Genomic DNA, 23,474 nt, shown 5'->3' on the forward strand with positions numbered 1-23,474 from the left:
CGGGACATTGACTAGAAAGCGCTTTCACCCTACGTTCCGTTCAGCACCGTGACCGACGGGCTCGAAGGTGGGCCCATTCAGGCAGGTGCTCGCACCAGGCGTTCATATGGCTGCCTCTTCTTCACGTACTCGACCAGCCAATGGACGCCGGAACGACCCCCCACTCGAAAGAAGGCATACGGGACATGACTTCACGAGCACTGATGGGCGGACTGGCCGCCCTGGGGCTTTCGATTGGCATGATCATGACCAATGGAGCTCCGGCGGACGCGGCCACCTGGCCGACCGCCAGCGGCAGCCGGGCCGTCACCGCGACCATCAAACTGTCGGGCACCAAGGACTACGGGATGCTGCGCCTGTACGGCAGCGGCGACCTGGGCACCAGCGGCCAGAGCGAGAACCAGGACCCGATCCTCGACCTGGCGGCCGGCACGGTCCTGAAGAACGTCATCATCGGCGCCCCCGCCGCGGACGGTATCCACTGCGAGGGCAGCTGCACCCTGCAGAACGTGTGGTGGGAGGACGTCGGCGAGGACGCGGCGACGTTCAAGGGCTCCTCGTCGTCCAACGTGTACACCGTCTCCGGCGGCGGCGCGAAGGAGGCCAGCGACAAGGTCTTCCAGTTCAACGGCGCCGGCACGCTCAACGTGTCCGACTTCGCGGTGCAGACCTTCGGCAAGCTGGTCCGCTCGTGCGGCAACTGCAAGACGCAGTACAAGCGCACGATCAACCTCAACACCATCGAGGCGACCTACAAGGGCAGCGCGCTGGTCGGCATCAACACCAACTACGGCGACAGCGCGACGCTGAGGAACATCACGATCGTCGGGGACAGCAGCAAGAAGATCGTGCCGTGCCAGAAGTACATCGGCAACAACACGGGGGCGGAGCCCACGACGAACGGCTCCGGCGCGGACGGGACTTACTGCAAGTACTCCAGCTCGGACATCACTTACAAGTGAGCCGGGAACGGCGGGACCGTCGCCTCCTGCGGGGTGGCGGCCCCGCCACCGTCCCGCTCGGCCAACCCGCTACGAGGCGGCAACGAGCCCACAACGGGTGGGCGGCGGAGCCGCCGCCCCGCGCCCTCCGTCCCTAGCATCCGGGGTGGGGGCACATGCGTGCCCGGACGGGGGCTGAGCATGTGGTCGATCGCTTCACTCACTTCACGGCCGTCGTTCCGGCGCCTCGCCGGCGCCGCCGCGGCCGTCGTGGCCCTGGGCACGACCTCTGGGTGCACGGTTCCGATCGATGCCGTCGCCGGCATCTCCGTGACCGCCGACGGCCATCTGCTCGGGGTCATGCTGGTCTGCGGACACCGGATCGACGGCGCGACCCTTTACGTCTACAACGACAACCCGGACAAGACGGCGGACGTCGGTTCATGGACCGCCGACCACTCGCTCAAGACCGGTCTCGCGACCTGGACCCTCGACTCCCCCACGTCCGGCTGGAGCACGACCGAGTCCCTCACTCCGCTCAAGGCCGGGACCACGTACACCCTGTACGGCTGGACCAAGGACGACTCGTGGTCGTCGGTCGAGGTCTCCTTCACCTTGAGCGACCGGGACCGGCTCACCCCGGGGAAGGTCCGCTACGACAGGGTCACCGACAACGGCGACGCCGAAGTGACCCTCCCCATGGCTGAGTTCAAGGCCAAGGCCTGCAAGGACATGTGACGCCGCAAGGCTCCGACGAGGTCCGGCGCCCTTGTTCCCGGGAGACAGGCGCTCATCCCTCTCCGGCCGCACCCAGTTGCGCCCGGTAACCCGCGTACGCGGTGCGCAGTTCGTCGCCCGGCCAATGCGGCGGCAGGAGTTCCGGGGGCAGGACGGGGTCGGCCAGCAGATGGCGTACGGCGGCCGCGAAGACGGTGAGGCGGTCGGCCGGGAGGCGGGATCCGGCCGCCCGGGTCAGCAGGGCGCGGGCGGTGGCGGACCAGGCGGTCAACGGCCAGAGGGTGGCGGCCAGTTCGGGTGCGGGGCGGTCCGGGCGGGCCGTGTAGGACTGGGCGAGGTCCGCCAGGCCGGCGGGGAGGGGCCGGGTCAGGTTCGCCGGGCGGAGCCAGACGCCTTCGCGGAGTTCGGCGAGGCGGAGGGCGGTCAACCGGGCGCGCAGGTCGGCCCGTTCGGCGGGGCCGCGGCCCGTCGCCGTGATGACCAGCATCTCCCAGTCGCCGTGCCATGTGCGGGTACGCGGTCGTACCGCCTCGTCCTGGCGGCGCTGGCGGGCCAGCAGCCGGTCGCTGAGGCCGTAGACGGCGTCGTCGGTGCGGCGGAGGTCGCCGGACGCCGTCATACGGCTGAGCGCGGCCCGGAGCGTGGAGCCGCCGACCCCGAAGGGCTCGACGAGCCGGATCAGGTCCTTCACCGGGAGCTGCGGCGGATGCGTGCCCAGCAGCAGGCTCAGCACGACCGACCGGGCGGACAGTGGCCGCAGGTCGACGTCGGCGGGCTCGGCGGACACGTTCATGCGCATGGTCACGTACTGTACGTGCGGGTCGGTATTGCAGTATTGCTGCGGCCGCACGAAGAGTGCAACATGGGAGCCATGGACTCCACCGTCGCGCTTCCGCAGCCGCAGTACGCCACCCACGAGGTCACCAATCAGGCGCCGCCGCTCACCCCCTACGACGCCTCCGACGACCCGGCCCTGCTCGAAGGGCTGCGCCGGGAGGGGGCCGAGTGGGCCGAGGAGGGCATCCGGCGGCTCGGGGCGCGGGCCGGGAGCGCGGAGGCGCAGGAGTGGGGCGAGCTGGCCAACCGGCACGAGCCCGAGCTGCGGACGCACGACCGGTACGGCAACCGGGTCGACGAGGTCGACTTCCACCCCAGCTGGCACCATCTGATGCGGGTGGCGGTCGCCGAGGGGCTGGCGGGGGCGCCCTGGGCGGACGGCAGGCCCGGTGCCCATGTCGCGCGGACGGCGGGCGGGCTGGTGTGGGGACACACCGAATCCGGCCATGGCTGCCCCACGTCGATGACGTACGCGGCCGTCCCCGCGCTGCGCGCCCAGCCGGAGCTCGCCAAGGTGTACGAACCGCTGCTGACCAGCAGGGTCTACGAGCCCGGGTTGCGGGTTCCGGCCGACAAGCCCGGGCTGCTCGCCGGGATGGGCATGACCGAGAAGCAGGGCGGTTCGGACGTGCGGACGAACACGACGGCCGCCACGCCCACCGCCGAGCCCGGCGTCTACACCCTGCGCGGGCACAAGTGGTTCACCTCGGCGCCGATGTGCGATGTCTTCCTGGTGCTCGCGCAGGCTCCGGGCGGGCTGTCGTGCTTCCTCGTCCCGCGTGTGCTGCCGGACGGCAGCCGTAACGCGTTCCGCATCCAGCGGCTGAAGGACAAGCTCGGCAACCGGTCGAACGCGTCCTCCGAGCCCGAGTTCGACGGGACCGTGGCCTGGCTGGTCGGCCCGGAGGGGCGGGGTGTGAAGACCATCATCGAGATGGTCAACTGCACCCGGCTGGACTGTGTGATGAACTCGGCGACCCTGATGCGCAAGACGCTGGTCGAGGCCGGTCATCATGTGCGCCATCGCAGCGCGTTCGGCGCCCGGCTGGTCGACCAGCCGCTGATGCGCAACGTCCTGGCCGATCTCGCGCTGGAGTCGGAGGCCGCGACCACGCTCACACTGCGGCTGGCCGGGGCGGCCGACCGCGCGGTACGCGGGGACGAGCAGGAGCGGGCCTTCAGGCGGATCGCGACCGCGGTGGGCAAGTACTGGGTCACCAAGCGCGGGCCCGCCTTCACCGCGGAGGCCCTGGAGTGCCTGGGCGGCAACGGGTACGTCGAGGACTCCGGTATGCCCCGCCACTACCGTGAGGCGCCGCTGCTGTCGATCTGGGAGGGCTCCGGGAACGTCAACGCCCTCGATGTGCTGCGTGCGCTCGCCCGGGAACCCGGCGCCGCCGACGCCCTGTTCGGCGAACTCGCGCTCGCGCGCGGGGCGGACGCCCGGCTGGACGCCACCGTGACCGGGCTCAGGAGCGAGCTGGCCGAGACCGACCAGGTGAGCGCCCGGCGGCTGGTCGAGCGGATGGCGCTGGCGCTCCAGGCCTCGCTGCTGGTCCGGTACGCCCCGGCCGCCGTCGCCGACGCCTTCTGCGCGACCCGGCTCGGCGGCGACTGGGGGCACGCGTTCGGCACGCTGCCCGCCGGTACCGGGCTCGACGCGATCCTGGAGCGGGCGCTGCCTGGCGGGAATTGATCCCTCCCGGGGCCGCGCCCGCCGGTGACCGCCGGCGGATCGCACACGGTCGCCGTCCGATTCCGCATTGTTGTCAGTGCCGTGGTGAAGACTCCCGAACAGGTGGTACTCGCCTGGGGAGGACAACGTGTTCACGGGGATCGACGAGGTCGACTGGGCCTCGCTGCGGCACGCTCACGGCAGCGCGGCGGACGTGCCCGGTCTGCTGCGGGGACTCGCTTCGGCGGACGCGGCCGAACGGGAGGTCGCGCTCGACGGGTTGTACGGCTCGGTGCACCACCAGGGGAATGTGTACGACTCGACACTGGCCTGCGTCCCGTTCCTGTTCGCGCTGGCGTCCCGTACCGAGGTGGAGGACCGGGCCGCCGTGGTCGAACTGCTGGTCAGCATCGGCGCGGAGAGCGCGGGTCCCCTGGCGCGGGCCGCCGTTCGCGCGGGTGCCGAGGCGTTCGTGCCGCTGGCCGACGACGCGTGCCCCGGGGTGCGGCGGGCGGCGGCCGGGGCGCTGGTCCGGTTCCTCGACGAACCGGCCCGCGTGCTGGAGGTGTTGCGCCGGCGCATCGCGGTCGAGCGTGACGATCGGGTGCTGCCCGCCCTGACCGCGGCCCTCGGCCTTTTCGTAAGGGACCGTCCGGCTCAGGCGGCGGGGGCGGTGGACCTGCTGGCCGCGCAGAGCGAGCCGCCGTACGCCCCGGGGATCCGGCTCGCCGCGCTCGGTCAGCTGGCCCTCTGTGCGCCGGAGCGGCTGCCCGCCGATCTGGTGCCGACGGCGGTCCGGCTGCTCAGGGACCGGTCCGGGCGGCGCGCCGCGGGTCCGGACCGGACCGGCGCGGACACCCTCGTCGGCCGGATACGGCGGCTGCGGCCGTCGGACGAGGAAGGGGCGTATCTGCTGCGCACCCTGCACCGAGCGCTGGACGACCGGGTGACCGACCGGATCGCCCTGCTCGTGGGCCAGTTGAACAGCCCGGACGCGATGGACCGCTGCAACGCGGTGTGGATGTCGGCGGGGCTGTTCCGTGGGTGGCGGGCGGACTTCAGCGCGCCCGTCGCCCTGATCGGCGCTCAACTGTGCTGCGAAGAGGACCGGTTGCGCGACGCGGCGGTCTCGGTGCTCGCGGAGCTGTTCGGGGTGGCCGCGCCCGCCGCCGACGAGTTGCACGCGCTGGTGATCGCCCGGCCCGATCTGTGGGTGCACGCCTGGGAGCGCGGCAGACCCTCGCTGGGCGGCCCGCTCAAGGCGCTGGCCAGAAGCGGTGACCGGCGCGCGGTGCCGGTCCTGGCCCAGTTGCTGGCGGGGTCGGTGATGCCCGGCGGCCTGGGCTTCGAGGTGGTCAGGCTGGGCCGGGCGGCCGCCCCGCTCGCCCCCGCGCTGCGGCATCGGCTCGGCCGGGTCCCGCTGGACTCGCCGGAGGCCGCCGAACTCGCCGCTCCGCTGCTGGCGGCGCTCACCGCCCTCCAGGACACCGCGGCGGTGCCCGAGGTGCTGCGGCTGCTGCGCGGCGCACCGGACGGGCTGGGCGCCCGGGACGCCCTCGTCGGGCAGGCGGTGCGCACGCTCGACGCGCTGGGGACGGCCGCCCGGGCGGCGGCGCCGGTCCTGCGCCGGCTCCTGGACACCCGGCACGCGGCCGTGGCGGCGGGGGCCCTGTGGTCGGCGGGGGGCGATGTGGACGTCGTACTGCCGGTGCTGATACGGGAGTTGACCCTCGGCCGCAGCCGCAGTGCCCGGACGGCGGCCGAGCAGCTGGGGCGGCTGGGAGCCGCCGCGCGGGACGCGCTGCCCGCGCTGCACGGGCTGGCCGGATCGGGCAGGGTGTGGGAACGGGTCGCGGCGGCACAGGCGTTGTGGCGGATCGACGGCGATCCGGAGCCCGTGCTGCCGGTGTTCCGGTCCGCCTGGTCGCAGAACCCGTACACGCGCGGCACGATCGCCGGCTGCCTGGCCGCGCTGGGCCCGGCGGGCGCTGCGCTGCACGACCTGGTGACGGCCGAACTCGCCGGCACCCGACGGCACACGGCGCGGCCGGGCGGGTACGGCAGCCACGACATCGCCCAGGACGAGCAGCTGCTCGCCGACTGCCGGACGGCGCTGGCGAGTCGGTGACCGTCGATCCGGGCGGCGCCGCCCTCGCCCGGTCGTCAGCCGGTCATCCGGCCCCACTGCGGACCGAGCCGTGCCCACTCCGCGTCCCAGCGGTCCATCCGCCGCCGCTCCAGCCGGCCGCGCACGACGAGCCCGGCGACGAGCGGGACGGCGGCCGCGCTCAGCCCGACCAGGCCGCCGATGAGCGCGGACCTGAGGTGGGCCTCGGAGGCGGTGGCCGGCCGGGTGACGAGGTGGCCCTGCGGGTCCGTCCAGACGGTGACCGGGGTACCGGCCTTGCTGCCGGCCGCGACCCGGGCCTGGCCGCTGTGCGCGGAGCCGTCGGCGACGGTCCAGCCCACCCTCGCCCAGACCCGCTCACCACCGGGGGATTGGGAGTGCGCCCCGGACACCCCCGGTGCCTTGTCCACGACATGGGCCACGACGGGGTGCCATTCGACGCGCTCGCGGGCCAGTCCGTCCTCGACCGACCGGGCCGCCGCGAGCCCGGCGAGCACCCCGGCCAGGAAGGTGAACAGCCAGGCGCCGAGCAGCACCCAGGCCTCCACCGTGTCGGCTCGGCGCTTCAGCGGGTTGCTCCGCCAGCGCCACAACCAGACCTTCGGACCACGGAACGCCTTCAAAGGCATCCTCCTCACGCGCGCACGGACAGCCCGGACCGCCCTCCCATACGGGAGAGGCCGCCCCGTTGCTCACGGCGAACCTCCGAGTCGACGGTCGCACGACTGACCCCGCTCGCGCAGGCGTCTTCCGGAACGCGTTCCGCCCCCTCGTTCGACCGGCCGACACGGCGGCTGCGACCTGCGCCGACGCGATCACGGGGGTGGCTGTCAGTGGCGGGGTGCAGACTGGCCGACATCGGAGCGACGGCTGTGACGAAGACGTCATGGAGGTGATCGGCATGACCGAGGTACTGCTCGCCGTGGGGACCCGAAAAGGTCTGTTCCTGGGGCGGCGGCGAGGTGGCGCCTGGGAGTTCGACGAGAGTCCCTGCTTCAACGCGCAGGCGATCTACTCGGTGGCCGTCGACACCCGGGGCGAGCGGCCCCGGTTGTTGGCGGGCGGCGACAGCGCGCACTGGGGGCCGTCGGTGTTCCACTCCGACGACCTGGGCCGCACCTGGACCGAACCGGCCCGGCCCGCCGTCAAGTTCCCCAAGGACACCCGTGCCTCGCTGGAGCGGGTCTGGCAGCTGCACCCGGCCGCCGCCGAACCGGACGTCGTGTACGCGGGCACGGAACCGGCCGCGCTGTACCGCTCCGAGGACCGCGGGGAGAGCTTCGGCCTGGTCCGGCCGCTGTGGGAGCACCCCACGCGCGACAAGTGGGTGCCGGGCGGCGGCGGTGAGGGGCTGCACACCGTCGTCACCGACCGGCGCGACCCCAGGGCGGTGACGGTGGCCGTGTCGACGGCCGGCGTGTTCCGCACCACCGACGGCGGCGCGAGCTGGGCACCGTCCAATCGCGGTGTCTCCGCGGTCTTCCTGCCGGACCCGAACCCGGAGTTCGGCCAGTGCGTGCACAAGATCGCCCAGGACGCGGGCAGTCCGGACCGGCTGTATCTGCAGAACCACTGGGGGGTGTACCGGAGCGACGACGCGGGCGCGCACTGGACCGACATCGGCGCCGGCCTGCCGTCCACGTTCGGTTTCGCGGCGGCCGCCCATCCGCACCGCGCGGGGACGGCGTACGTCTTCCCGATCAACGCGGACGCGGACCGGGTGCCCGCCCAGCGCCGGTGCCGGGTGTTCCGCACGGCCGACGCGGGCCGTACCTGGGATCCGCTGTCGGCGGGGCTGCCGCCGGAGGACCACTACGGCACGGTGCTGCGCGACGCGCTCTGCACGGACGACGCGGACCCGGCCGGGGTGTACTTCGGCAATCGCAACGGCGAGGTGTTCGCCTCGGCGGACGACGGCGACAGCTGGCGTCAGCTGGCCTCCCATCTGCCAGACGTGCTGTGCGTCCGCGCGGCGGTCGTCGCCTGAGGTCCGGGTCCCGGAGGGAGGGGGTTTCCGTCGCCGGCGCCCACGGGTGCGTCCCGGAGGGCGGCCAGGGAGGCTCGGGCGGTGTCGGCCCAGTGCCGGGAGTTCCACAGGCCGGCCACGCGCTCGGCCCGTTGGAAGTGCTCCCGGGCCTCGTTCCCGCGGCCGAGGAGCGCGGCGAGTTCCCCGAGGGACTGCGCCACGGGCCGCAGGGCGTGCGATCAGCAGTTGGGCGAGAGTCGCACGCGCCAGCCGGCTCCCGAGGTTCGCCGCCTGCCCTTCCACCTCGACCTTCAGGGGGCCGAGGACGCAGATGTTGACCATGGTGCGGCGATCCTGGGGCAGCCGGGGCCAGGGGACGGAGGAGCCGTCCGGCGTGTCCTCGGCCCTGTGGCGCGCCCCAGATCTGAAGTATTTACTAATGATCGGTTGAGCAGTTCAGACTGATAAATCTAGTGTTAGTAGATGTGAGGACAGACATAGCCGCCGACGGCGGCACCAGTGGTCTGAGCGGCGTCACCCGGCTCGCGTCCGATCTCCGGCTCGCGGTGGGCCGTATGACGCGGCGGCTGCGGCAGGCACACGCCGTGGGGGACGTGTCGCTCTCGGCGGTGTCCGTGCTCGCGCGGCTCGCCGCCGACGGGCCCGACTCCCCGACATCCCTCGCCGAGATGGAGCGGGTACGGCCGCAGGCCATGGCGAGCACCCTCGCCGGGCTCGGACAGCGCGGGCTGGTCCGGCGCACCCGCGATGCCAGGGACGGGCGGCGGAGCATCGTGGCCGTCACCGAGGACGGGCGGGCCATGCTCGCCGAGCGGCGCACCGAATCGGTCCAGCGGCTCGCGGCCGCCCTCGACGAGTTCTCCGCCGAGGAGCGCGCGACGCTCGCGGCGGCCCTTCCGCTCCTCGACCGGTTGGCGGAACGGCTGTGAGCGCGCGCCAGCGGCCCGGCTCCCCGCTCTCGGCCCGCCGCCAGGACGCCCCGGTGGGGCCGGGCTACAAGTGGGTCGCGCTGTCGAACACCACCCTCGGCGTGCTGATCGCCACGATGGACGCGTCGATCGTGATCATCTCGCTGCCGGCGATCTTCCGCGGCATCGGCCTCGATCCGCTCGCGCCCGGCAACATCGGCTATCTGCTCTGGATGATCCTGGGGTACCTGCTGGTCTCCGCCGTGCTGGTCGTCGTCCTCGGGCGGCTCGGCGACATGTTCGGGCGGGTGAAGATCTACAACCTGGGCTTCCTGATCTTCGCGTGTGCCTCGGTCGCGCTGTCGCTCGATCCGTTCCGGGCGGGGGCGGGTGCCCTGTGGCTGATCCTCTGGCGGATCGTGCAGGCCTTCGGCGGGTCCATGCTCACCGCCAACTCGGCTGCGATCCTCACCGACGCGTTCCCGGCCCGGCAGCGCGGCATGGCGCTGGGCATCAACCAGATCACGGCGCTGGCCGGCCAGTTCCTCGGTCTGCTCGCGGGCGGTCTGCTCGCCGCCGTCGACTGGCGGGCGGTGTTCTGGGTGAGCGTCCCGGTCAGCATCACCGGGACCGTGTGGTCGTACCTGAGCCTGCGGGAGACCTCGACGGGCCGGCCCGGCCGGATCGACTGGCTGGGCAACCTCACCTTCGCGGCGGGCGCCGGGATCCTGCTGGCCGGCATCACCTACGGCATCCAGCCCTACGGCGGCAGCGCCACCGGCTGGGGCAACCCGTGGGTGCTCGCCGGCCTGATCGGCGGTGTCGTCCTGCTGCTGGCCTTCTGTGTCATCGAGACCCGGGTCGCCGAGCCCATGTTCGACCTGGCCCTCTTCAGGAACCGGGCGTTCGCGGCCGGCAATGTGGCCGCCCTGCTGACCGCGATCGCGCGCGGCGGGCTGCAGTTCATGCTCATCATCTGGCTGCAGGGCATCTGGCTCCCGCTGCACGGCTACGACTTCGCGGACACCCCGCTGTGGGCCGGCATCTTCATGCTGCCGCTCACCCTCGGTTTCCTCGTCGCGGGTCCGGTCTCCGGCTATCTGTCGGACCGGTTCGGCGCCCGGTTCTTCTCCACGGCGGGGCTGGTCGTGGTCATGGCGTCCTTCCTGGGGCTGCTGGCGCTGCCCGTCGACTTCGACTACGGGCTGTTCGCGGCGCTGCTGCTGCTCAACGGCCTGGGCCAGGGCATGTTCTCCGCGCCGAACACGTCCTCCATCATGGGCAGCGTGCCGGCCGAGTACCGGGGCGTCGCCTCGGGCATGCGCTCGACCTTCCAGAACTCCGGTACGGCCCTGTCCATCGGGGTGTTCTTCTCGCTGATGGTCTCCGGGCTCGCGTCCTCCCTCCCGGAGACCCTGAAGAACGGGCTCGTGGCGCACGGCGTGCCGGCCCAGTCCGCCGCGCACGCCGCGTCGCTGCCGCCGGTCAGCACGCTGTTCGCGACGTTCCTCGGCAACAACCCCGTCGAGCACCTGCTCGCCTCCGAGGGCGTCCTCGGCCGGGTGAGCGGCGCCCAGCGGTCCGTCCTGACCGGCCACACCTTCTTCCCCCAGCTGGTCTCCGGTCCCTTCCACCACGGCCTGGGCATCGTCTTCGGCGTGGCCGCGGGCATGGCCCTGGTCTCCGCCGTGGCCTCCGCGCTGCGCGGCGGTCACCGTGCCGTCGACGAACACCGCTCCCCCGCCGCGAAGGTCACCGTGCGTTCGAAGCGGTGAGGACCCGGTCCGGGGCCCGCGGCCGTATGCGGAGGCGGACGCCGGTCGCGTGCTGGACGGCGTCGCCGAGGGCGGCGGGGGTCCCGCGGCTCAGAGCGGGGCGGGCGCCGGGGCGAGCCGGGTCAGGACGTCCAGGGCGAGGTCGCGGGCGAGCGGCACCTTGTAGGCGGTGTCGGGCAGCGGGCGGGCGGCGGCGAGTTCCAGGTCGACGGCGCTGGCGAAGACCGCCGGGGTGGCCGCCTCGCCGAGCAGGGCCGCCTCCGCCACCCGGGCCCGCCAGGGGCGGTGCGCGAGCGCGCCGAAGGCCAGGCCGACCTGGGTGACCAGCCCGTCGCCGACCCGCAGGACCACGGCGACGGAGGCGAGCGCGAAGGCGTACGACGCCCGGTCGCGGACCTTGCGGTAGGCCGAGGGCGCTCCGGCCGTGGCGGCGGGCAGCACCACCCCGGTGACCAGCTCGCCGGCCCGGAGGTCGGTGTCCCGCTCCGGATGGTCCTCGGGCAGCCGGTGGAAGTCGGTGAGGTCCACGGTCCGGGCGCCTTCGGGGCCGTACAGCTCGACGCGGGCGTCCAGGGCGGCGAGGGCCACGGCCATGTCGGAGGGGTGGGTGGCGATGCAGTGCGGGGAGTGGCCGAGGACGGCGTGGTCGCGGTGGACGCCGTCGAGGGCACCGCAGCCGCTGCCCGGCTCGCGCTTGTTGCAGGGCTTGCCCGGATCGTGGAAGTAGGTGCAGCGGGTGCGCTGGAGGAGGTTGCCGCCGGTCGTCGCGGCGTCGCCGGGCCGGCCGGAGGCGCCGGCGCGGAGGGCCTGGGACAGCACGGGGTAGCGGCGGCGGACGAGGGGGTGGGCGGCGAGGTCGCTGTTGCGGACGGTGGCGCCGATGCGCAGCGAGCCGTCGGGCAGCTGCTGCAGCCGGTCCAGCGGGAGGCGGCTGATGTCGATCAGCGCGGTGGGCCGTTCGACGCCGAGCCTCATCAGGTCGACGAGGTCGGTGCCGCCGGCCAGGTAGCGGGCGCCGGGGCGGGCGGTGAAGGCCTGGACGGCCTCCTCGACGGTGCGGGCACGGACGTGGTCGAAGGGGCTCACGGGATCACGTCCCCCGCCGCCTCGATGATGCGGCGGGGGGTTCGCCGTCGGCCCGGAGGGTGGTTCCGGGGCGCTGGATGTCGCTGCCCATGACGTGCCTGACTTCCGGAGGGCCCGTACCGATGTCTCTCCGGATACCCGGGTCACGCCGTCCCACACCTGTGGTCACCGCGAGCGGCCGTGGGTGACCCGGCGTGTCCGCCGGGCCACCCGCGTCCGGTCACGGGTAGGACGTCAGGTCCGCCACGTTGGTCGACGAGTTCGAGGGGCCTCCGGAGTTGTTGATGACGTGGGTGATGGTGCCGGTGCCGCCGAGGGAGACCGTCACCATGTCGGTGAAGCGCACGTTCGAGTTGTTCGGTGCCTCGATGGCGTGCGCGGCGACCACGCTCGGGTTGACGTTGAAGTAGCAGTAGCTGCCGAGGCCGTACGCCTGGTGGCTGGTGACCGAGTCGGCGACCTTGTAGGCCGCGTAGCCCTGGGTCGAGCCGTTCATCCAGGCCGCCTGGTTGGGCGGGTCGTACGGCATCTCGTTCTGGTAGAAGTACGTGCGGCCGCCGTTGCCGTTCCAGATCGTCTGGTACTTCTGGAAGTGCTCCACGAACAGGCCGTACATGGTGACGTTGTCGCCGTTGACGACCAGGCCGGTGTCGGCGGTGTTGCTGGTCCAGCCGACTCCGCTGCCGTGGTCGGCGCGCCAGATCCACATGTGGTCGCCGATGACGTTGTCGCTGTTGACGACCAGGCTGGTGGTGGCCTTGCCGACGCCCGCGCCGCCGACGCGGAAGTACACGTCGTGCAGCGAGGTCGGGTCGGCCGCGTGCGAGGCCGAGGAGCCGCTGGGGCCGACCTCCACCAGGGTCGAGGAGTTGGTGGTGCCGGCGTCGAAGAGCAGGCCCGCGATCTGGACGCCGTCGACGTCGGCGACCTTCATGGCGGTGATGCCGTTGTCCGGGACGAAGGTGGCGAGGCCGAGGCCGAGGACCACGGTGTCGGCGCGGTTGATCTGCAGGGTCTGGTCGAGGTGGTAGACACCGGGGGTGACCAGGAGGTTCCTGCCCGCCGTGAGGGCCGCGTTGATCTGGGAGGCGGTGGCGCCCGGCTTCACGACGTAGAAGCTGTCCAGGGAGAGCGAGGTGCCGGCGGCGGAACCCGAACTCCAGCTGGTGCCGGTGGAGTTGGAGCGCGCCGACGGTACGAACACCTGGTAGTTGCCGGAGCCGTCGACGTACAGGAACGGCTTCTCACGGGTCACCGGACTCTGCGCCACCGTGGTGTACGGCGGGCTGGGGAAGCTGGTGGACGGGACGCCCGTGCTGCCGACGAAGACCATGTTCCAGTTGGAGCCGGTCCAGCTGCCGAGCTGTGAGTTGCGGGTCAGCCACTGCTGCTGGGTGCCGGAGTTGACCTGCCCGTTGATCTGGCTGTCGGCGATCAGACCGCCGCTGGACCAGCCGCCGTCGTCCAGGGCGAGGCCGCCCCGCAGATGCATCCGGCGGTAGGCCGATGCCTGCGAGACCGCCCAACGGTCGCTGCCGCCGGTGGGGTTGACGGAGAGGTTCTCCGCGCCGCGCCAGAAGTTCTGGGTGGCGTTGCCCTGGAACCAGTCGGCCTCCGCGTGCACCGCGCCGTTGATGGAGACCGCGTCGGGCGAGAGACCGAGGCCCAGCACCTGGGTGTAGAAGCCGACGTTGACGTCGGCGCTGTAGGCGCCGGGCTTGAACATCACGGCGTAGCGCTGGGAGCCGAACTGGTTCGTCTCCTGCTGCGAGAAGATCGAGTCCAGCTTGCTCTGGATCGTCGAGGCCGACATCGACGGGTCGAAGACGACCACATTGGAGCCGAGGTCCGGGTTGCCGGACTGGGTGACCGGGACGACCTGGAAACGCTGGGCGTTGGTGCCGTTGCAGGTGTACTGCACGAACTGCACGCTGTCGGCGGTCGAGGCGCTCGGGTCGTCGAGGCACTTGCCGCTGTTGCGGTTGACGAAGTGGTAGGCGCCGCCACCGTCGTCGACCGGCAGCCACTGCTGGTTGTTGCCGCCGCCGTAGGTCCACAGCTGCACGGTCGCGCTGTCGGCCGTGGAGACGCCGGTGACGTCCAGGACCTCGTTCGCGTTGTTGCCGTTGTTGATCCGGACGTAGCCGTCGCTGGTGGAGGTGAAACTCCACTGCTGGGCGGTGGTGTTGTTGCAGGTGTACTGCTGGACGACGGTGCCGTCGGCGGTGGCGGCCGCCTTGGCGTCCACGCACTTGCCGCTCGCCGCGTTGAGCAGCGTGACGTTGCCGGTGGGCAGCGTGGCGGCGGACGCGGGCGAGGAGGCGCCCGCCGCGGTCAGCAGGGAGGCGGCGACAACGGCCACCGCAGCGGCGGCCGTTGGTCTGCGCCGCCGGGGAAGGCGAAGCACTGGTTCTCCTAAGGACGAGAAGTACGAGGAGTGCGAGCGGGGTGCGGGGTCAGCCCGTGTACCCGGCGAAGACGCGCGTGTAGTCCCAGTTGGACTGGCTCACGCCGGAGCAGCTGTCGGCGGAACCGCCGGTGCAGGGCCGGTCGCGGTTGGCGGACCAGAAGGTGAGGCGGGCCAGGTGGTGCTGCTGGGCGTAGGCGAGGATGGTCCGGAAGTCGGCGACCGTGACGGTCTCGTTGTTGTCGGTGATGCCGTTCATGGACGAGATGCCCATGTCCCGGTAGGCCGTGTCGTCGCTGTAGCCGTACGCGTTCTTCAGCGCGTTCTTGAGCCCCTCGGCCGCCTGGGTGGTGAGGTTGCCCATGTTCTGGCCCGCGCCGCCGAAGTCGAACGGCATGATGGCCCAGGCGTCGACGCTCAGTCCGGAGGACGCGGCCCGGTTGATCAGGCTGCTGTCGGGGCCGCTCTGGCCGGTGCCGATGGTGATGTACACCTTCAGGCCGGAGTTGTTGGCCTTCACGGTCTTCAGCGCGTCCACGACCCGCTGCTGCACGGTGGCGCTGCTGTAGGCGTCGGCCTCCAGGTCGATGTCTATGGCTCTGAGCCCGCCATAGGCGTTGATGACCTTCTGGTAGGCCGCCGCCAGCTCGCCCGCGCTGGAGCAGGAGCTCTCCAGCTTGTTGCCGCTGTAGCCGCCGAACGACGGGATGACATCACCGCCGTTGGCACGCACGGTGTTGATGGTGCTCTGGTCGACGCCGCCGGTCAGCGCCCGGCTGCCGTCCCACTGCGGGTTGCAGTAGCCGTTGCTGAGGACGAACGCGAGCGTGTAGTACTTCACGCCGGTCGCGTTGGTGATGGTGGTCGGGCTCGGCGGGTCGCCCCAGCCGTTGTACAGGTACGGCGCCACGGCCATCGGCGAGGACGGGGTGGTCCCGCCGCCGGCCGCGGGCGCGGTCCACTTCTGGTTGGCGCCGCCGCTGCAGCTCCAGATCTGAATCCGAGTGGCGTTCGCGGAGTTGTTGTCCGTGACGTCCATGCACTTGTTCGCCTGGGGGTTGACGATGTCGTGCGCGGAGGTGACCGTCCACTGCTGGTTGGCGCCGCCGCTACAGCTCCACAGCTGCAGCTTGGCGCCGTCGGCGGTCGAATTGCCGGTCACGTCGAGGCACTTGCCGAGGGCACGGATGGTGCCGTCGCTGCCGACGGTCCACTGCTGGGCCGAGGTGCCGTTGCAGTCGTAGAGCTGGACGGCGGTGCCGTCGGCGGAGTTGGCGCCTGCGACGTCGAGGCACTTGCCGGCGAGACCGGTGATGGTGCCGGTGTCGGCCTGCGCGGGAACGGCGGTGAGCAGACCGGCCGATACGGTCAGGGCGGCTATGGCTACAGCCGTGGGGAGAGGTCTGGCCATTGCGGGGGGGTGGCCTTTCACGCGGGGGGATGCCACTCGGTATGTACTCAACGCCCGTGTTGTCACCGGGCGTTGAGCGCATCCGTGAGGCTTTGTTTAAGGCGTGAAGCTAAAGGTCCGGACCACTGCCGTCAAGTGGGGGAGCGTTCCCCGTGCGGAATCACAGAAAAATGTGACGCCTGCATGAACTCCCCGGTCAGGGTGTCGCCACCGTCGTGAACTGGGTGCGGTGCAGTTCGGCGTACCGGCCGTCCGCCGCGAGGAGTTCCTCGTGGGTGCCGTGTTCCACGATCTGTCCGGCCTCGACCACCAGGATCTGGTCGGCGGCCCGGACGGTGGAGAGCCGGTGGGCGATGACCACCGCCGTACGCCCCTCCAGCGCCTCGGCCAGGGCTTCCTGGACGGCCGCCTCCGAGGTGTTGTCGAGATGGGCGGTGGCCTCGTCGAGGATGACCACCCGCTGGCGGGCCAGCAGCAGCCGGGCGATGGTCATCCGCTGGCGCTCGCCGCCGGACAGCCGGTAGCCGCGCTCGCCGACGACCGTGTCCAGTCCGTCGGGCAGCGACCGTACGACCTCGCCGAGGCGGGCGCGGCCGAGGGCCTCCCACAGCTCCTCGTCCGTGGCGGCCGGCCGGGCGAGGAGCAGGTTGGCGCGGACGGTGTCGTGGAAGAGGTGGCCGTCCTGGGTCACCATGCCGAGGGTGGCGCGCAGCGAGCCTGCGGTCAGGTCACGGACGTCGACGCCACCGATACGGACGGCGCCCTCGTCCACGTCGTACAGCCGCGGCAGCAGTTGCGCGATGGTGGACTTGCCGGCGCCGGAGGAGCCCACCAGGGCGACGGTCTGGCCGGGTTCGGCGCGGAAGGAGATGCCGTGCAGGACCTCGGCGCCGCCGCGCGAGTCGAGGACCGCGACTTCCTCCAGGGAGGCGAGGGAGACCTGGTCGGCGGCCGGGTAGGCGAAGCGGACGTCCTCGAACTCGACGGCCACCGGACCTTCGGGGACCTCGCGGGCGTCCGGCTTCTCCTCGATCAGCGGTTTCAGGTCGAGCACTTCGAAGACCCGCTCGAAGCTGACCAGAGCGCTCATCACCTCGACGCGGGCCCCGGCGAGCGCGGTGAGCGGGGCGTACAGGCGGGTCAGCAGCAGGGCGAGGGAGACGACGGCGCCCGCCGCCAGGGTGCCGCGCAGGGCGAACCAGCCGCCGAGGCCGTAGACCAGGGCGAGGGCCAGCGAGGAGACCAGGGTCAGCGCGGTCATGAACACCGACTGCGCGGTGGCGGTGCGCACACCGATGTCCCGGACCCGGGCGGCGCGTGCCGTGAACTCCGCCGACTCCTCCTCGGGGCGGCCGAAGAGCTTGATCAGGGTGGCGCCGGGGGCGGAGAACCGCTCGGTCATGCGGGTGCCCATGTCGGCGTTGAGCGCGGCGGCCTCGCGTTGCATGCGAGCCATCCGGCCGCCCATCCGGCGGGCGGGCACCACGAACACCGGCAGCAGCACCAGCGCGAGGAGGGTGATCTGCCAGGACAGGGTGAGCATCACCGCGAGGGTGAGCACCAGCGTGACCAGGTTGCTCACCACGCCGGACAGGGTGCCCGCGAAGGCGCGCTGGGCGCCGATGACGTCGTTGTTGAGACGACTGACCAGCGCTCCCGTACGAGTGCGTGTGAAGAACGCGACGGGCATGCGCTGCACATGATCGAACACAGCCGTTCGCAGGTCGAGGATGAGTCCCTCCCCGAGCGTCGCCGAGAGCCGCCGCCCGAGCACCCCGAGCGCCGCCTCCGCGACCGCGACGAGCGCGATCAGCAGCGAAAGCCGTACGACCGTGCCGGTGTCGTGCCCCGACACGATCGCGTCGACGACATGGCCGGCGAGGACGGGGGTGGCGACGGCGAGCAGGGCGGTGGCCACCCCGAGCAGGACGAAACGGATTATGCCCGCGCGGTGCGGGCGGGCGAAGGCGGCGATGCGGCGCAGCGTGGCCCGGTCGAAGGGGCGCCGCTCCTGCTGGGCGGTCATCACGCTGTGCAGCTGCATCCAGGCGGTGGTCTCCATACTCATGAGGGAGAACCTAGAACCTCAAGGTTCGTTGAGGTCAATGTCCGCGCGCCGGCCGCCCGTACGAAGGACCCGATGAACCGTCCGAAGGCCCCGCCAAGCCCCGTGAAAGCCCAGCTGGGGCTCCCCCCTCAGCCGCTTCCAGGCCGTCATCCCGTGTCTCCTCTTCCGCCACCCGCCGTTGGGTCTGCGCGGAAAACCTCTCCCGATGTGACAGCGGTAAGAATCCCCGACTTCCGTGAGAGCCGACTCCCCCGGCTCGCCCGCCGTGTCCCCGTGCGGCACCTGCTCACCCTGATCCCACTCGTGCTGGTCGCGGTCATCGCGGTGCAGCACCGGCAGGTTCTCGTCGAGGGCTTCGGGCATCTGCGCGCCGCCTCCTGGCCCTGGCTGCTGGCGGCGGGCGGCGCCACCTGTCTGACCTGGGTGGCCGCGGCCTTCACCCGGCAGGGCGCGGTGGTCCAGCAGCTGCCCCGCTGGCGGCTGCTGGCGACCCAGCTCGCGGCGGGCTCGGCCAACCACCTGCTGCCGACGGGGCTGGGCTCGGGCGCGGTCAACCTGCGGTTCATGACCGTGTGCGGGGTGCCGCTCGCCACCTCCTCGGCCGCGCTCGCCCTGTACCTGCTGGCCGAGTCGGTGGCCCGGGTGAGCCTGATGGCCGTGCTGTTCTTCGCCTTCCCCGACGCGCTGCGGCTCGACGGCCTGCTGCCCCAGGGGGACGTGGGACCGCTCCTGGCCGTCGTGGGCGCGCTGGCGGCCGTGGCGGTGGCCGTGCTGTTTCTCGTACGACGGGTGCGCGAGCCCGTGTTCCGGTTCGTGCGCACCGCCCTGAGCGAGGCCCGCTCGGTGCACACCCGTCCGTCCCGGGCGCTGGCGCTGTGGGGCGGCTCGCTGGCCTTCCCCGCGCTCCAGGCCCTCGGTCTGGTGGCGGTGGGGCAGGCGCTGGGCCTGTCGGTGCCGCCCACGCACATGGCGCTGGCGTACCTGGCGGCCACGGTCGCCGTCGCCCTGATCCCCACGCCGGGCGGTCTGGGTTCCGTGGAGGCGGCGCTGATCGTGGCGCTGGTGGCCGCGGGCGCCCCGGTGGCGGTGGCCACGGCCGTCGTCCTCGCGTACCGGATCATCACCGTGTGGGTGCCGTTGCTGCCGGGAGCGCTGACACTGGGGGCGTTGGTGCGGCTGAAGGTCATCTGACGCGGGGTGGCCTTCCTACGGAAGGAAGCCCATGCCGGTCCGTCTGGAACGCAAGGGTCATGTCACGACCGTCGTCCTCTCCCGGCCCGAGGTGCGCAACGCGGTGGACGGGCCGACGGCGGCCGGACTGGTCGCCGCCTTCCGGGAGTTCGAGGCGGACGACGAGGCCCGGGTGGCGGTGCTGTGGGGCGAGGGCGGCACGTTCTGCGCGGGCGCGGACCTCAAGGCGATGGGCGGCGAGCACCGCAACCGGGTGGCCGAGGACGGTGACGGCCCGATGGGTCCGACCCGGCTGCGGCTGTCCAAACCGGTGATCGCCGCGGTCGCCGGGCACGCCGTGGCGGGGGGCCTGGAGCTGGCCCTGTGGTGCGATCTGCGGGTCGCCGAGGAGGACGCGGTCTTCGGCGTCTTCTGCCGCCGCTGGGGCGTACCGCTGATCGACGGGGGCACGGTACGGCTCCCCCGGCTGATCGGCACCAGCCGGGCCATGGACATGATCCTCACCGGCCGCCCGGTCCCGGCCGCCGAGGCGTACGAGATGGGCCTGGCCAACCGGGTCGTCCCGACCGGCCGTTCCCGCGAGGCGGCGGAGGAACTGGCCGAGTCCGTCGCGGGTTTCCCGCAGGCCTGTCTGCGCAGTGACCGGGCGTCGGTGCTGGACCAGGAGGGGCTCGACGAGCCGGCGGCGATGGGCGCCGAGATCCGTCATGGCATGGGCGTGCTGGCGCAAGGCCTGGAAGGCGCGGCGCGATTCGCCGCGGGCGCGGGGCGGCACGGCTCCTTCACGGGCGGCTGATCAGCCACTCCAGCACCGCCCGCCCGGCCCGGGCGCCCTCCCGGGTCGCCGTCCGGGCGTCCTGACCGGGCTGCCGCAGACCGCCGGCGGCGAAGACACCCGGGCGGTCGGTGTACGACCCCTGGGTGCACGCGATCCGGGCCCGGCGGGCGAGTTCGTCCTCGGCGACGAAGTCCCCGGTGAAGACGACCGTGTCGCAGGCGAGCACCCCCGTACGCCCGTCCTCGTGCCGGATCCGGACACCGGACAGCCGGCCGTGGCCGAGGATCTCGGTGACCGTCGTACGGGTGAGCAGCGGGATACGGGAACGGAGCCGGGCGTCCAGAGCTGTTGCGGCCGAGGTGGCGCGCGGCCGGTCGGTGACCATCGCGACGACCTCGGCGCCCCCGGCCCGCGCGGTCGCGGCGGCCGCGTACGAGACGTCCTCGGCGCCGACCACCACCGCCCGGGTGCCGATCGGCTGCCGGTAGCGGTGCACCGCCTGCTGCAGCTCTCCGCCGGTGCGGACCCCGGCGGGCCGGGTGCCCGGGATCAGCCGTGCGGCGCGGGGGCGTTCGCGGGCGCCGGTGGCGAGCACCACCGCCCGCGCGGTGAGGGTCTCCGGGCCCCGCTCGCCGACGGTGGCGAGGGAGAGCGGGCCGGCCCAGTCCACGACGGTGACCCCGGTACGGACCACCGCTCCCGCGCGCCCGGCCGCCTCCACGAGCAGCCGGGCGTACGCGGGTCCGGTCAACGGCCGGGTGGAGGTGCCGAATCCGCGGTGGACGCAGTGCCGTGGCACTCCCCCGGCCTGCTGTTCGCGCTCCAGCACCTCCACCCGGCCGGCTCCGGCGACGGCGAGCCGGGCGGCAGCCGCGAGCCCGGCGGGCCCGGCACCCACGACGAGGACGTCGACGCGGCGTTCGGCGGTAGCCGTGTGCTCCCGGCGGTCGGCGCTCGGCGCGTGATCCGCGCCTTCGGCGCTCGGCGTGCGATCCCGACTGCGGTCGGCGCTCGACGCGTGGTCCCGGCCTTCGGCCGTCATCCCCCGGTCCCGGCGGCCAGGCCGACGTTCAGGGCGATGAGCTGCATGAGCCCGCGGGCGTTCATCAGCGCGCCGACGCGGACCGCCACCGACGGCGGTTCGCCCTTCAGGCGGGCCGCCGCCCAGCAGCCGCCGAACTTGCCGGCCACGGCCAGGACCACGGCCGCCATGCCGAACGCCAGCACGGCGGGGTCGGCGAACACGTCGAAGCGGGTGTTGAGGCCGGAGTAGGTGAAGAACATCGGGACGAAGACCACCTGGGTCACCGACTGGGTCGTGCGCACCAGGCGTTCGGCCGCCTCACCCCGAGGCATGGCCATGCCCACGCAGAACGCCCCGAACACCGCGTACAGGTCGATGACGTCGGTGAACCAGGCGGCGCAGAACAGCACCGCGACGGTGCCGAGGAGCCGGGTGTCGTCGCGCGGTCCGGGCCGGTTCACGATCGAGGCCAGCAGGGGGCGCCCCGCGAAGTACAGCACCGCCCCGAACAGCAGCGCACCGCCGACGGTGGTAAGTACCCGGCCCGGGTCGCCCGAGGCCGCGCTCAGGACCGCGGCCAGCATGATCCAGGCGACGGCGTCGTCGGTGGCGCCCGAGGCCAGCGAGAGAGTGCCGAAGCGGGAGCCGGCCAGTCCGCGTTCGGTGATGATGCGGGCCAGCATCGGGAAGGCGGTGATCGCCAGGGCGACACCGACGAAGGACGCCGTGATCCAGACCGGGACGCCGTCGACGAAGATGTCCACGTGTCCGTGGGCGACCAGCGCCAGACTCACGCCGAGGGCCAGGGGGATCGCGATCCCGGCCCCCGAGACGGCCACCGCCGTGCCGGCCGGGCCGCGGCCCGCGTGCGCCCGGAACTCGTATCCGGCGTGGAACATCAGGGCCACCAGGCCGATCTGCCCGGCCACGTACAGCACCGGTTTCAGCTCGGCCGGGAAGACCGCGTCGGACGCGCCCGGGGCGACCAGCCCGAACAGGGACGGTCCGAGCAGGACGCCTGCGATCATCTCGCCCACGACGGGAGGCTGGCCGAAACGGCCTGCGATCACCACGACCAGACGGCAGACCAGCAGGATCACGACGACAGCGGCGAAGAAGCGAGGAGCGGGCTCCACGGGTGTCATGGGGGTGTTCTCCTCACCGGCTGCCGACGACGGACGGGGACGAACCGCCGGGCGCGGCGGCGAAGTAGCGCGGCACAGGCCCTGGCGCAGCAAGTTGACAGATTCAGCACAGTGCGGGCGGTCCGGCGCCCGGTACGAACCTCCGTGCGGATACGGCAGGATGAGCGGTTGCACAATCGAATGGAGGTAACGGTGAACCGAGGTCTCACCGTCGATGACCTGGTACTGGCCGGAATCGCGCTGGCGGCGGGTCTGTTGCTGGCCTTTCTGTCGCGCGGGATGCTGCGCTGGCTGGCCAAGCACGCGAAGCGGACCCGTTGGAGCGGTGACGACGTCATCGTGGACGCGCTGCGCACGGTGGTCCCGTGGGCGGCGATCACGGCCGGCGCGGCCGCGGCCGCGGCTGTGCTGCCGCTGACCAAGACGGTCCAGCACCACACCAACCAGTGCCTCCAGGTGGTGCTGATCTTCGCGGTGACGGTGTCGGCGGCGCGGGTGATCGCCGGCCTGGTGCAGTCGGTCACCCAGTCCCGCTCCGGGGTCGCCGGCTCGGCCACGATCTTCGTGAACATCACCCGGGTACTGGTCATGGCGATCGGTTTCCTGGTGGTGCTGCAGACGCTGGGCATCTCCATAGCGCCCATGCTCACCGCCCTGGGCGTGGGCGGTCTGGCGGTCGCGCTCGCCCTCCAGGACACCCTGGCGAACCTCTTCGCGGGCATCCACATCCTCGCGTCCAAGACCGTCCAGCCGGGTGACTACATCCAGCTGAGCAGCGGCGAGGAGGGCTATGTCGTGGACATCAACTGGCGGCAGACGACGGTCCGCCAGCTCTCCAACAACCTGGTGGTCATCCCCAACGGCCAGCTCGCGAAGACCAACATGACCAACTACACGCGTCCGGAGCAGCGGTTGACGGTCCTGGTGCAGGTGGGTGTCAGTTACGACAGCGACCTGGACCACGTCGAGCGGGTCACGACCGAGGTCATCGCCGAGACGATGAAGGAGATCACCGGCGCGGTCCCGGACCACGATCCGGCCATCCGCTTCCACACCTTCGGCGACTCCCGGATCGGCTTCACGGTGATCCTGGGCGTCGGCGAGTTCAGCGACCAGTTCCGGATCAAGCACGAGTTCATCAAGCGCCTGCACCGCCGCTACCGCGACGAGGGCATCCGCATCCCGGCGCCGGCCCGTACGGTGGCGCTCCAGCAGGGGGCCGTGGTGATCCCGCAGCAGCGTGTGCCGGACGACGTGCCGTCCGGCCTGCCGCGCACCGACTAGTAGGACTCCGTTAGGTCTGTCTCGCGGCACTGTTCGGGGGCATGCTGGAGGCGTGGACGCACATGAAGTGAACCGTGCTCGGGCGAAGTTG

General features: G+C 72.2%; 17 protein-coding genes and 1 pseudogene. 10 read left to right on the forward strand and 8 right to left on the reverse strand.

Annotated features, from left to right (window positions below; genetic code table 11):
- Nucleotides 1–140: 140 nt before the first annotated feature.
- Nucleotides 141–962, forward strand: coding sequence for a pectate lyase (locus ACIRR9_RS51790; protein ID WP_403767737.1), 822 nt, complete (start codon nt 141–143; stop codon nt 960–962).
- 180 nt (nt 963–1,142) lie between these two features.
- Nucleotides 1,143–1,679, forward strand: coding sequence for a hypothetical protein (locus ACIRR9_RS51795; RefSeq protein WP_403767740.1), 537 nt, complete (start codon nt 1,143–1,145; stop codon nt 1,677–1,679).
- A gap of 52 nt (nt 1,680–1,731) precedes the next feature.
- Here ACIRR9_RS51795 and ACIRR9_RS51800 read toward each other — a convergent pair whose 3' ends face one another.
- Nucleotides 1,732–2,478, reverse strand: coding sequence for a PaaX family transcriptional regulator C-terminal domain-containing protein (locus ACIRR9_RS51800; protein ID WP_403767743.1), 747 nt, complete (start codon nt 2,476–2,478; stop codon nt 1,732–1,734).
- Between the two features lie 72 nt (nt 2,479–2,550).
- On the opposite strand from ACIRR9_RS51800, the gene ACIRR9_RS51805 reads away from it, so the two are divergent.
- Together ACIRR9_RS51805 and ACIRR9_RS51810 are read left to right on the forward strand one after the other, a co-directional pair.
- Complete coding sequence (locus ACIRR9_RS51805; RefSeq protein ID WP_403767745.1) at nt 2,551–4,212, forward strand: acyl-CoA dehydrogenase family protein; 1,662 nt, start codon at nt 2,551–2,553, stop codon at nt 4,210–4,212.
- 127 nt (nt 4,213–4,339) lie between these two features.
- Nucleotides 4,340–6,319, forward strand: a complete 1,980-nt coding sequence (locus ACIRR9_RS51810; protein ID WP_403767748.1) for a HEAT repeat domain-containing protein — start codon at nt 4,340–4,342, stop codon at nt 6,317–6,319.
- 35 nt (nt 6,320–6,354) lie between these two features.
- On the opposite strand, the gene ACIRR9_RS51815 is transcribed toward ACIRR9_RS51810, so the two are convergent.
- A complete protein-coding gene (locus ACIRR9_RS51815) occupies nt 6,355–6,948 on the reverse strand; it encodes a hypothetical protein (protein ID WP_403767751.1) in 594 nt (197 codons plus the stop codon).
- Between the two features lie 272 nt (nt 6,949–7,220).
- Between ACIRR9_RS51815 and ACIRR9_RS51820 the strand changes: the two genes are divergently transcribed.
- The 3 genes from ACIRR9_RS51820 to ACIRR9_RS51830 all read left to right on the forward strand — a co-directional run bounded on the left by ACIRR9_RS51820 (nt 7,221) and on the right by ACIRR9_RS51830 (nt 10,989).
- A complete protein-coding gene (locus tag ACIRR9_RS51820) occupies nt 7,221–8,306 on the forward strand; it encodes a WD40/YVTN/BNR-like repeat-containing protein (protein WP_403767754.1) in 1,086 nt (361 codons plus the stop codon).
- 464 nt (nt 8,307–8,770) lie between these two features.
- Nucleotides 8,771–9,235 (forward strand): MarR family winged helix-turn-helix transcriptional regulator, encoded by a 465-nt coding sequence (locus tag ACIRR9_RS51825; protein ID WP_403767757.1) that lies wholly within the window; start codon nt 8,771–8,773, stop codon nt 9,233–9,235.
- Nucleotides 9,236–9,351: 116 nt separating this feature from the next.
- Nucleotides 9,352–10,989 carry an MFS transporter gene (locus tag ACIRR9_RS51830; protein WP_403254718.1) on the forward strand — a complete coding sequence of 546 codons (1,638 nt, stop codon included), beginning with the start codon at nt 9,352–9,354 and terminating at the stop codon, nt 10,987–10,989.
- Nucleotides 10,990–11,079: 90 nt separating this feature from the next.
- Here ACIRR9_RS51830 and ACIRR9_RS51835 read toward each other — a convergent pair whose 3' ends face one another.
- From ACIRR9_RS51835 to ACIRR9_RS51850, 4 genes are all read right to left on the reverse strand, one after another.
- Complete coding sequence (locus tag ACIRR9_RS51835; RefSeq protein ID WP_403767760.1) at nt 11,080–12,075, reverse strand: FAD binding domain-containing protein; 996 nt, start codon at nt 12,073–12,075, stop codon at nt 11,080–11,082.
- 220 nt (nt 12,076–12,295) lie between these two features.
- Nucleotides 12,296–14,482 carry an RICIN domain-containing protein gene (locus tag ACIRR9_RS51840; RefSeq protein WP_403767763.1) on the reverse strand — a complete coding sequence of 729 codons (2,187 nt, stop codon included), beginning with the start codon at nt 14,480–14,482 and terminating at the stop codon, nt 12,296–12,298.
- Between the two features lie 49 nt (nt 14,483–14,531).
- The gene (locus tag ACIRR9_RS51845; protein WP_403767766.1) at nt 14,532–15,893 is read right to left on the reverse strand and encodes a lectin; all 1,362 of its coding nucleotides are present in this window, start codon (nt 15,891–15,893) and stop codon (nt 14,532–14,534) included.
- Between the two features lie 196 nt (nt 15,894–16,089).
- Nucleotides 16,090–17,955 carry an ABC transporter ATP-binding protein gene (locus tag ACIRR9_RS51850; protein ID WP_403767778.1) on the reverse strand — a complete coding sequence of 622 codons (1,866 nt, stop codon included), beginning with the start codon at nt 17,953–17,955 and terminating at the stop codon, nt 16,090–16,092.
- A 213-nt stretch (nt 17,956–18,168) separates the two neighbouring features.
- Here ACIRR9_RS51850 and ACIRR9_RS51855 point away from each other — a divergent pair, with 213 nt between their 5' ends.
- Both ACIRR9_RS51855 and ACIRR9_RS51860 read left to right on the forward strand, forming a co-directional pair.
- Nucleotides 18,169–19,152: a YbhN family protein gene (locus ACIRR9_RS51855; RefSeq protein ID WP_403767769.1), complete on the forward strand. Its 984-nt coding sequence runs from the start codon at nt 18,169–18,171 to the stop codon at nt 19,150–19,152.
- A 31-nt stretch (nt 19,153–19,183) separates the two neighbouring features.
- Entirely contained in the window at nt 19,184–19,948 is a 765-nt protein-coding gene (locus ACIRR9_RS51860; RefSeq protein WP_403767771.1) for a crotonase/enoyl-CoA hydratase family protein, read from the forward strand.
- Nucleotide 19,949: 1 nt separating this feature from the next.
- Here ACIRR9_RS51860 and ACIRR9_RS51865 read toward each other — a convergent pair.
- Nucleotides 19,950–20,828 (reverse strand): annotated as a pseudogene (locus ACIRR9_RS51865) (NAD(P)/FAD-dependent oxidoreductase); the annotation flags it as partial.
- A 140-nt stretch (nt 20,829–20,968) separates the two neighbouring features.
- The gene (locus tag ACIRR9_RS51870; RefSeq protein WP_403767774.1) at nt 20,969–22,099 is read right to left on the reverse strand and encodes a cation:proton antiporter; all 1,131 of its coding nucleotides are present in this window, start codon (nt 22,097–22,099) and stop codon (nt 20,969–20,971) included.
- A gap of 192 nt (nt 22,100–22,291) precedes the next feature.
- Here ACIRR9_RS51870 and ACIRR9_RS51875 point away from each other — a divergent pair, with 192 nt between their 5' ends.
- Nucleotides 22,292–23,383 carry a mechanosensitive ion channel family protein gene (locus ACIRR9_RS51875; protein WP_365344946.1) on the forward strand — a complete coding sequence of 364 codons (1,092 nt, stop codon included), beginning with the start codon at nt 22,292–22,294 and terminating at the stop codon, nt 23,381–23,383.
- The last annotated feature ends 91 nt before the right edge of the window (nt 23,384–23,474 follow it).

The organism is Streptomyces sp. NPDC101234, from assembly GCF_044767525.1.
Taxonomy (GTDB): domain Bacteria; phylum Actinomycetota; class Actinomycetes; order Streptomycetales; family Streptomycetaceae; genus Streptomyces; species Streptomyces sasae.

What these genes read in the sequence shown, in the direction of transcription:
- ACIRR9_RS51790 (WP_403767737.1), top strand. Translation starts at nt 141, where the DNA reads ATGGACGCCGGAACGACCCCCCACTCGAAAGAAGGCATACGGGACATG.
- ACIRR9_RS51795 (WP_403767740.1), top strand. Translation starts at nt 1,143, where the DNA reads ATGTGGTCGATCGCTTCACTCACTTCACGGCCGTCGTTCCGGCGCCTC.
- ACIRR9_RS51800 (WP_403767743.1), bottom strand. Translation starts at nt 2,478, where the DNA reads ATGCGCATGAACGTGTCCGCCGAGCCCGCCGACGTCGACCTGCGGCCA.
- ACIRR9_RS51805 (WP_403767745.1), top strand. Translation starts at nt 2,551, where the DNA reads ATGGACTCCACCGTCGCGCTTCCGCAGCCGCAGTACGCCACCCACGAG.
- ACIRR9_RS51815 (WP_403767751.1), bottom strand. Translation starts at nt 6,948, where the DNA reads ATGCCTTTGAAGGCGTTCCGTGGTCCGAAGGTCTGGTTGTGGCGCTGG.
- ACIRR9_RS51820 (WP_403767754.1), top strand. Translation starts at nt 7,221, where the DNA reads ATGACCGAGGTACTGCTCGCCGTGGGGACCCGAAAAGGTCTGTTCCTG.
- ACIRR9_RS51830 (WP_403254718.1), top strand. Translation starts at nt 9,352, where the DNA reads ATGGACGCGTCGATCGTGATCATCTCGCTGCCGGCGATCTTCCGCGGC.
- ACIRR9_RS51845 (WP_403767766.1), bottom strand. Translation starts at nt 15,893, where the DNA reads ATGGCCAGACCTCTCCCCACGGCTGTAGCCATAGCCGCCCTGACCGTA.
- ACIRR9_RS51850 (WP_403767778.1), bottom strand. Translation starts at nt 17,955, where the DNA reads ATGGAGACCACCGCCTGGATGCAGCTGCACAGCGTGATGACCGCCCAG.
- ACIRR9_RS51860 (WP_403767771.1), top strand. Translation starts at nt 19,184, where the DNA reads ATGCCGGTCCGTCTGGAACGCAAGGGTCATGTCACGACCGTCGTCCTC.
- ACIRR9_RS51870 (WP_403767774.1), bottom strand. Translation starts at nt 22,099, where the DNA reads ATGACACCCGTGGAGCCCGCTCCTCGCTTCTTCGCCGCTGTCGTCGTG.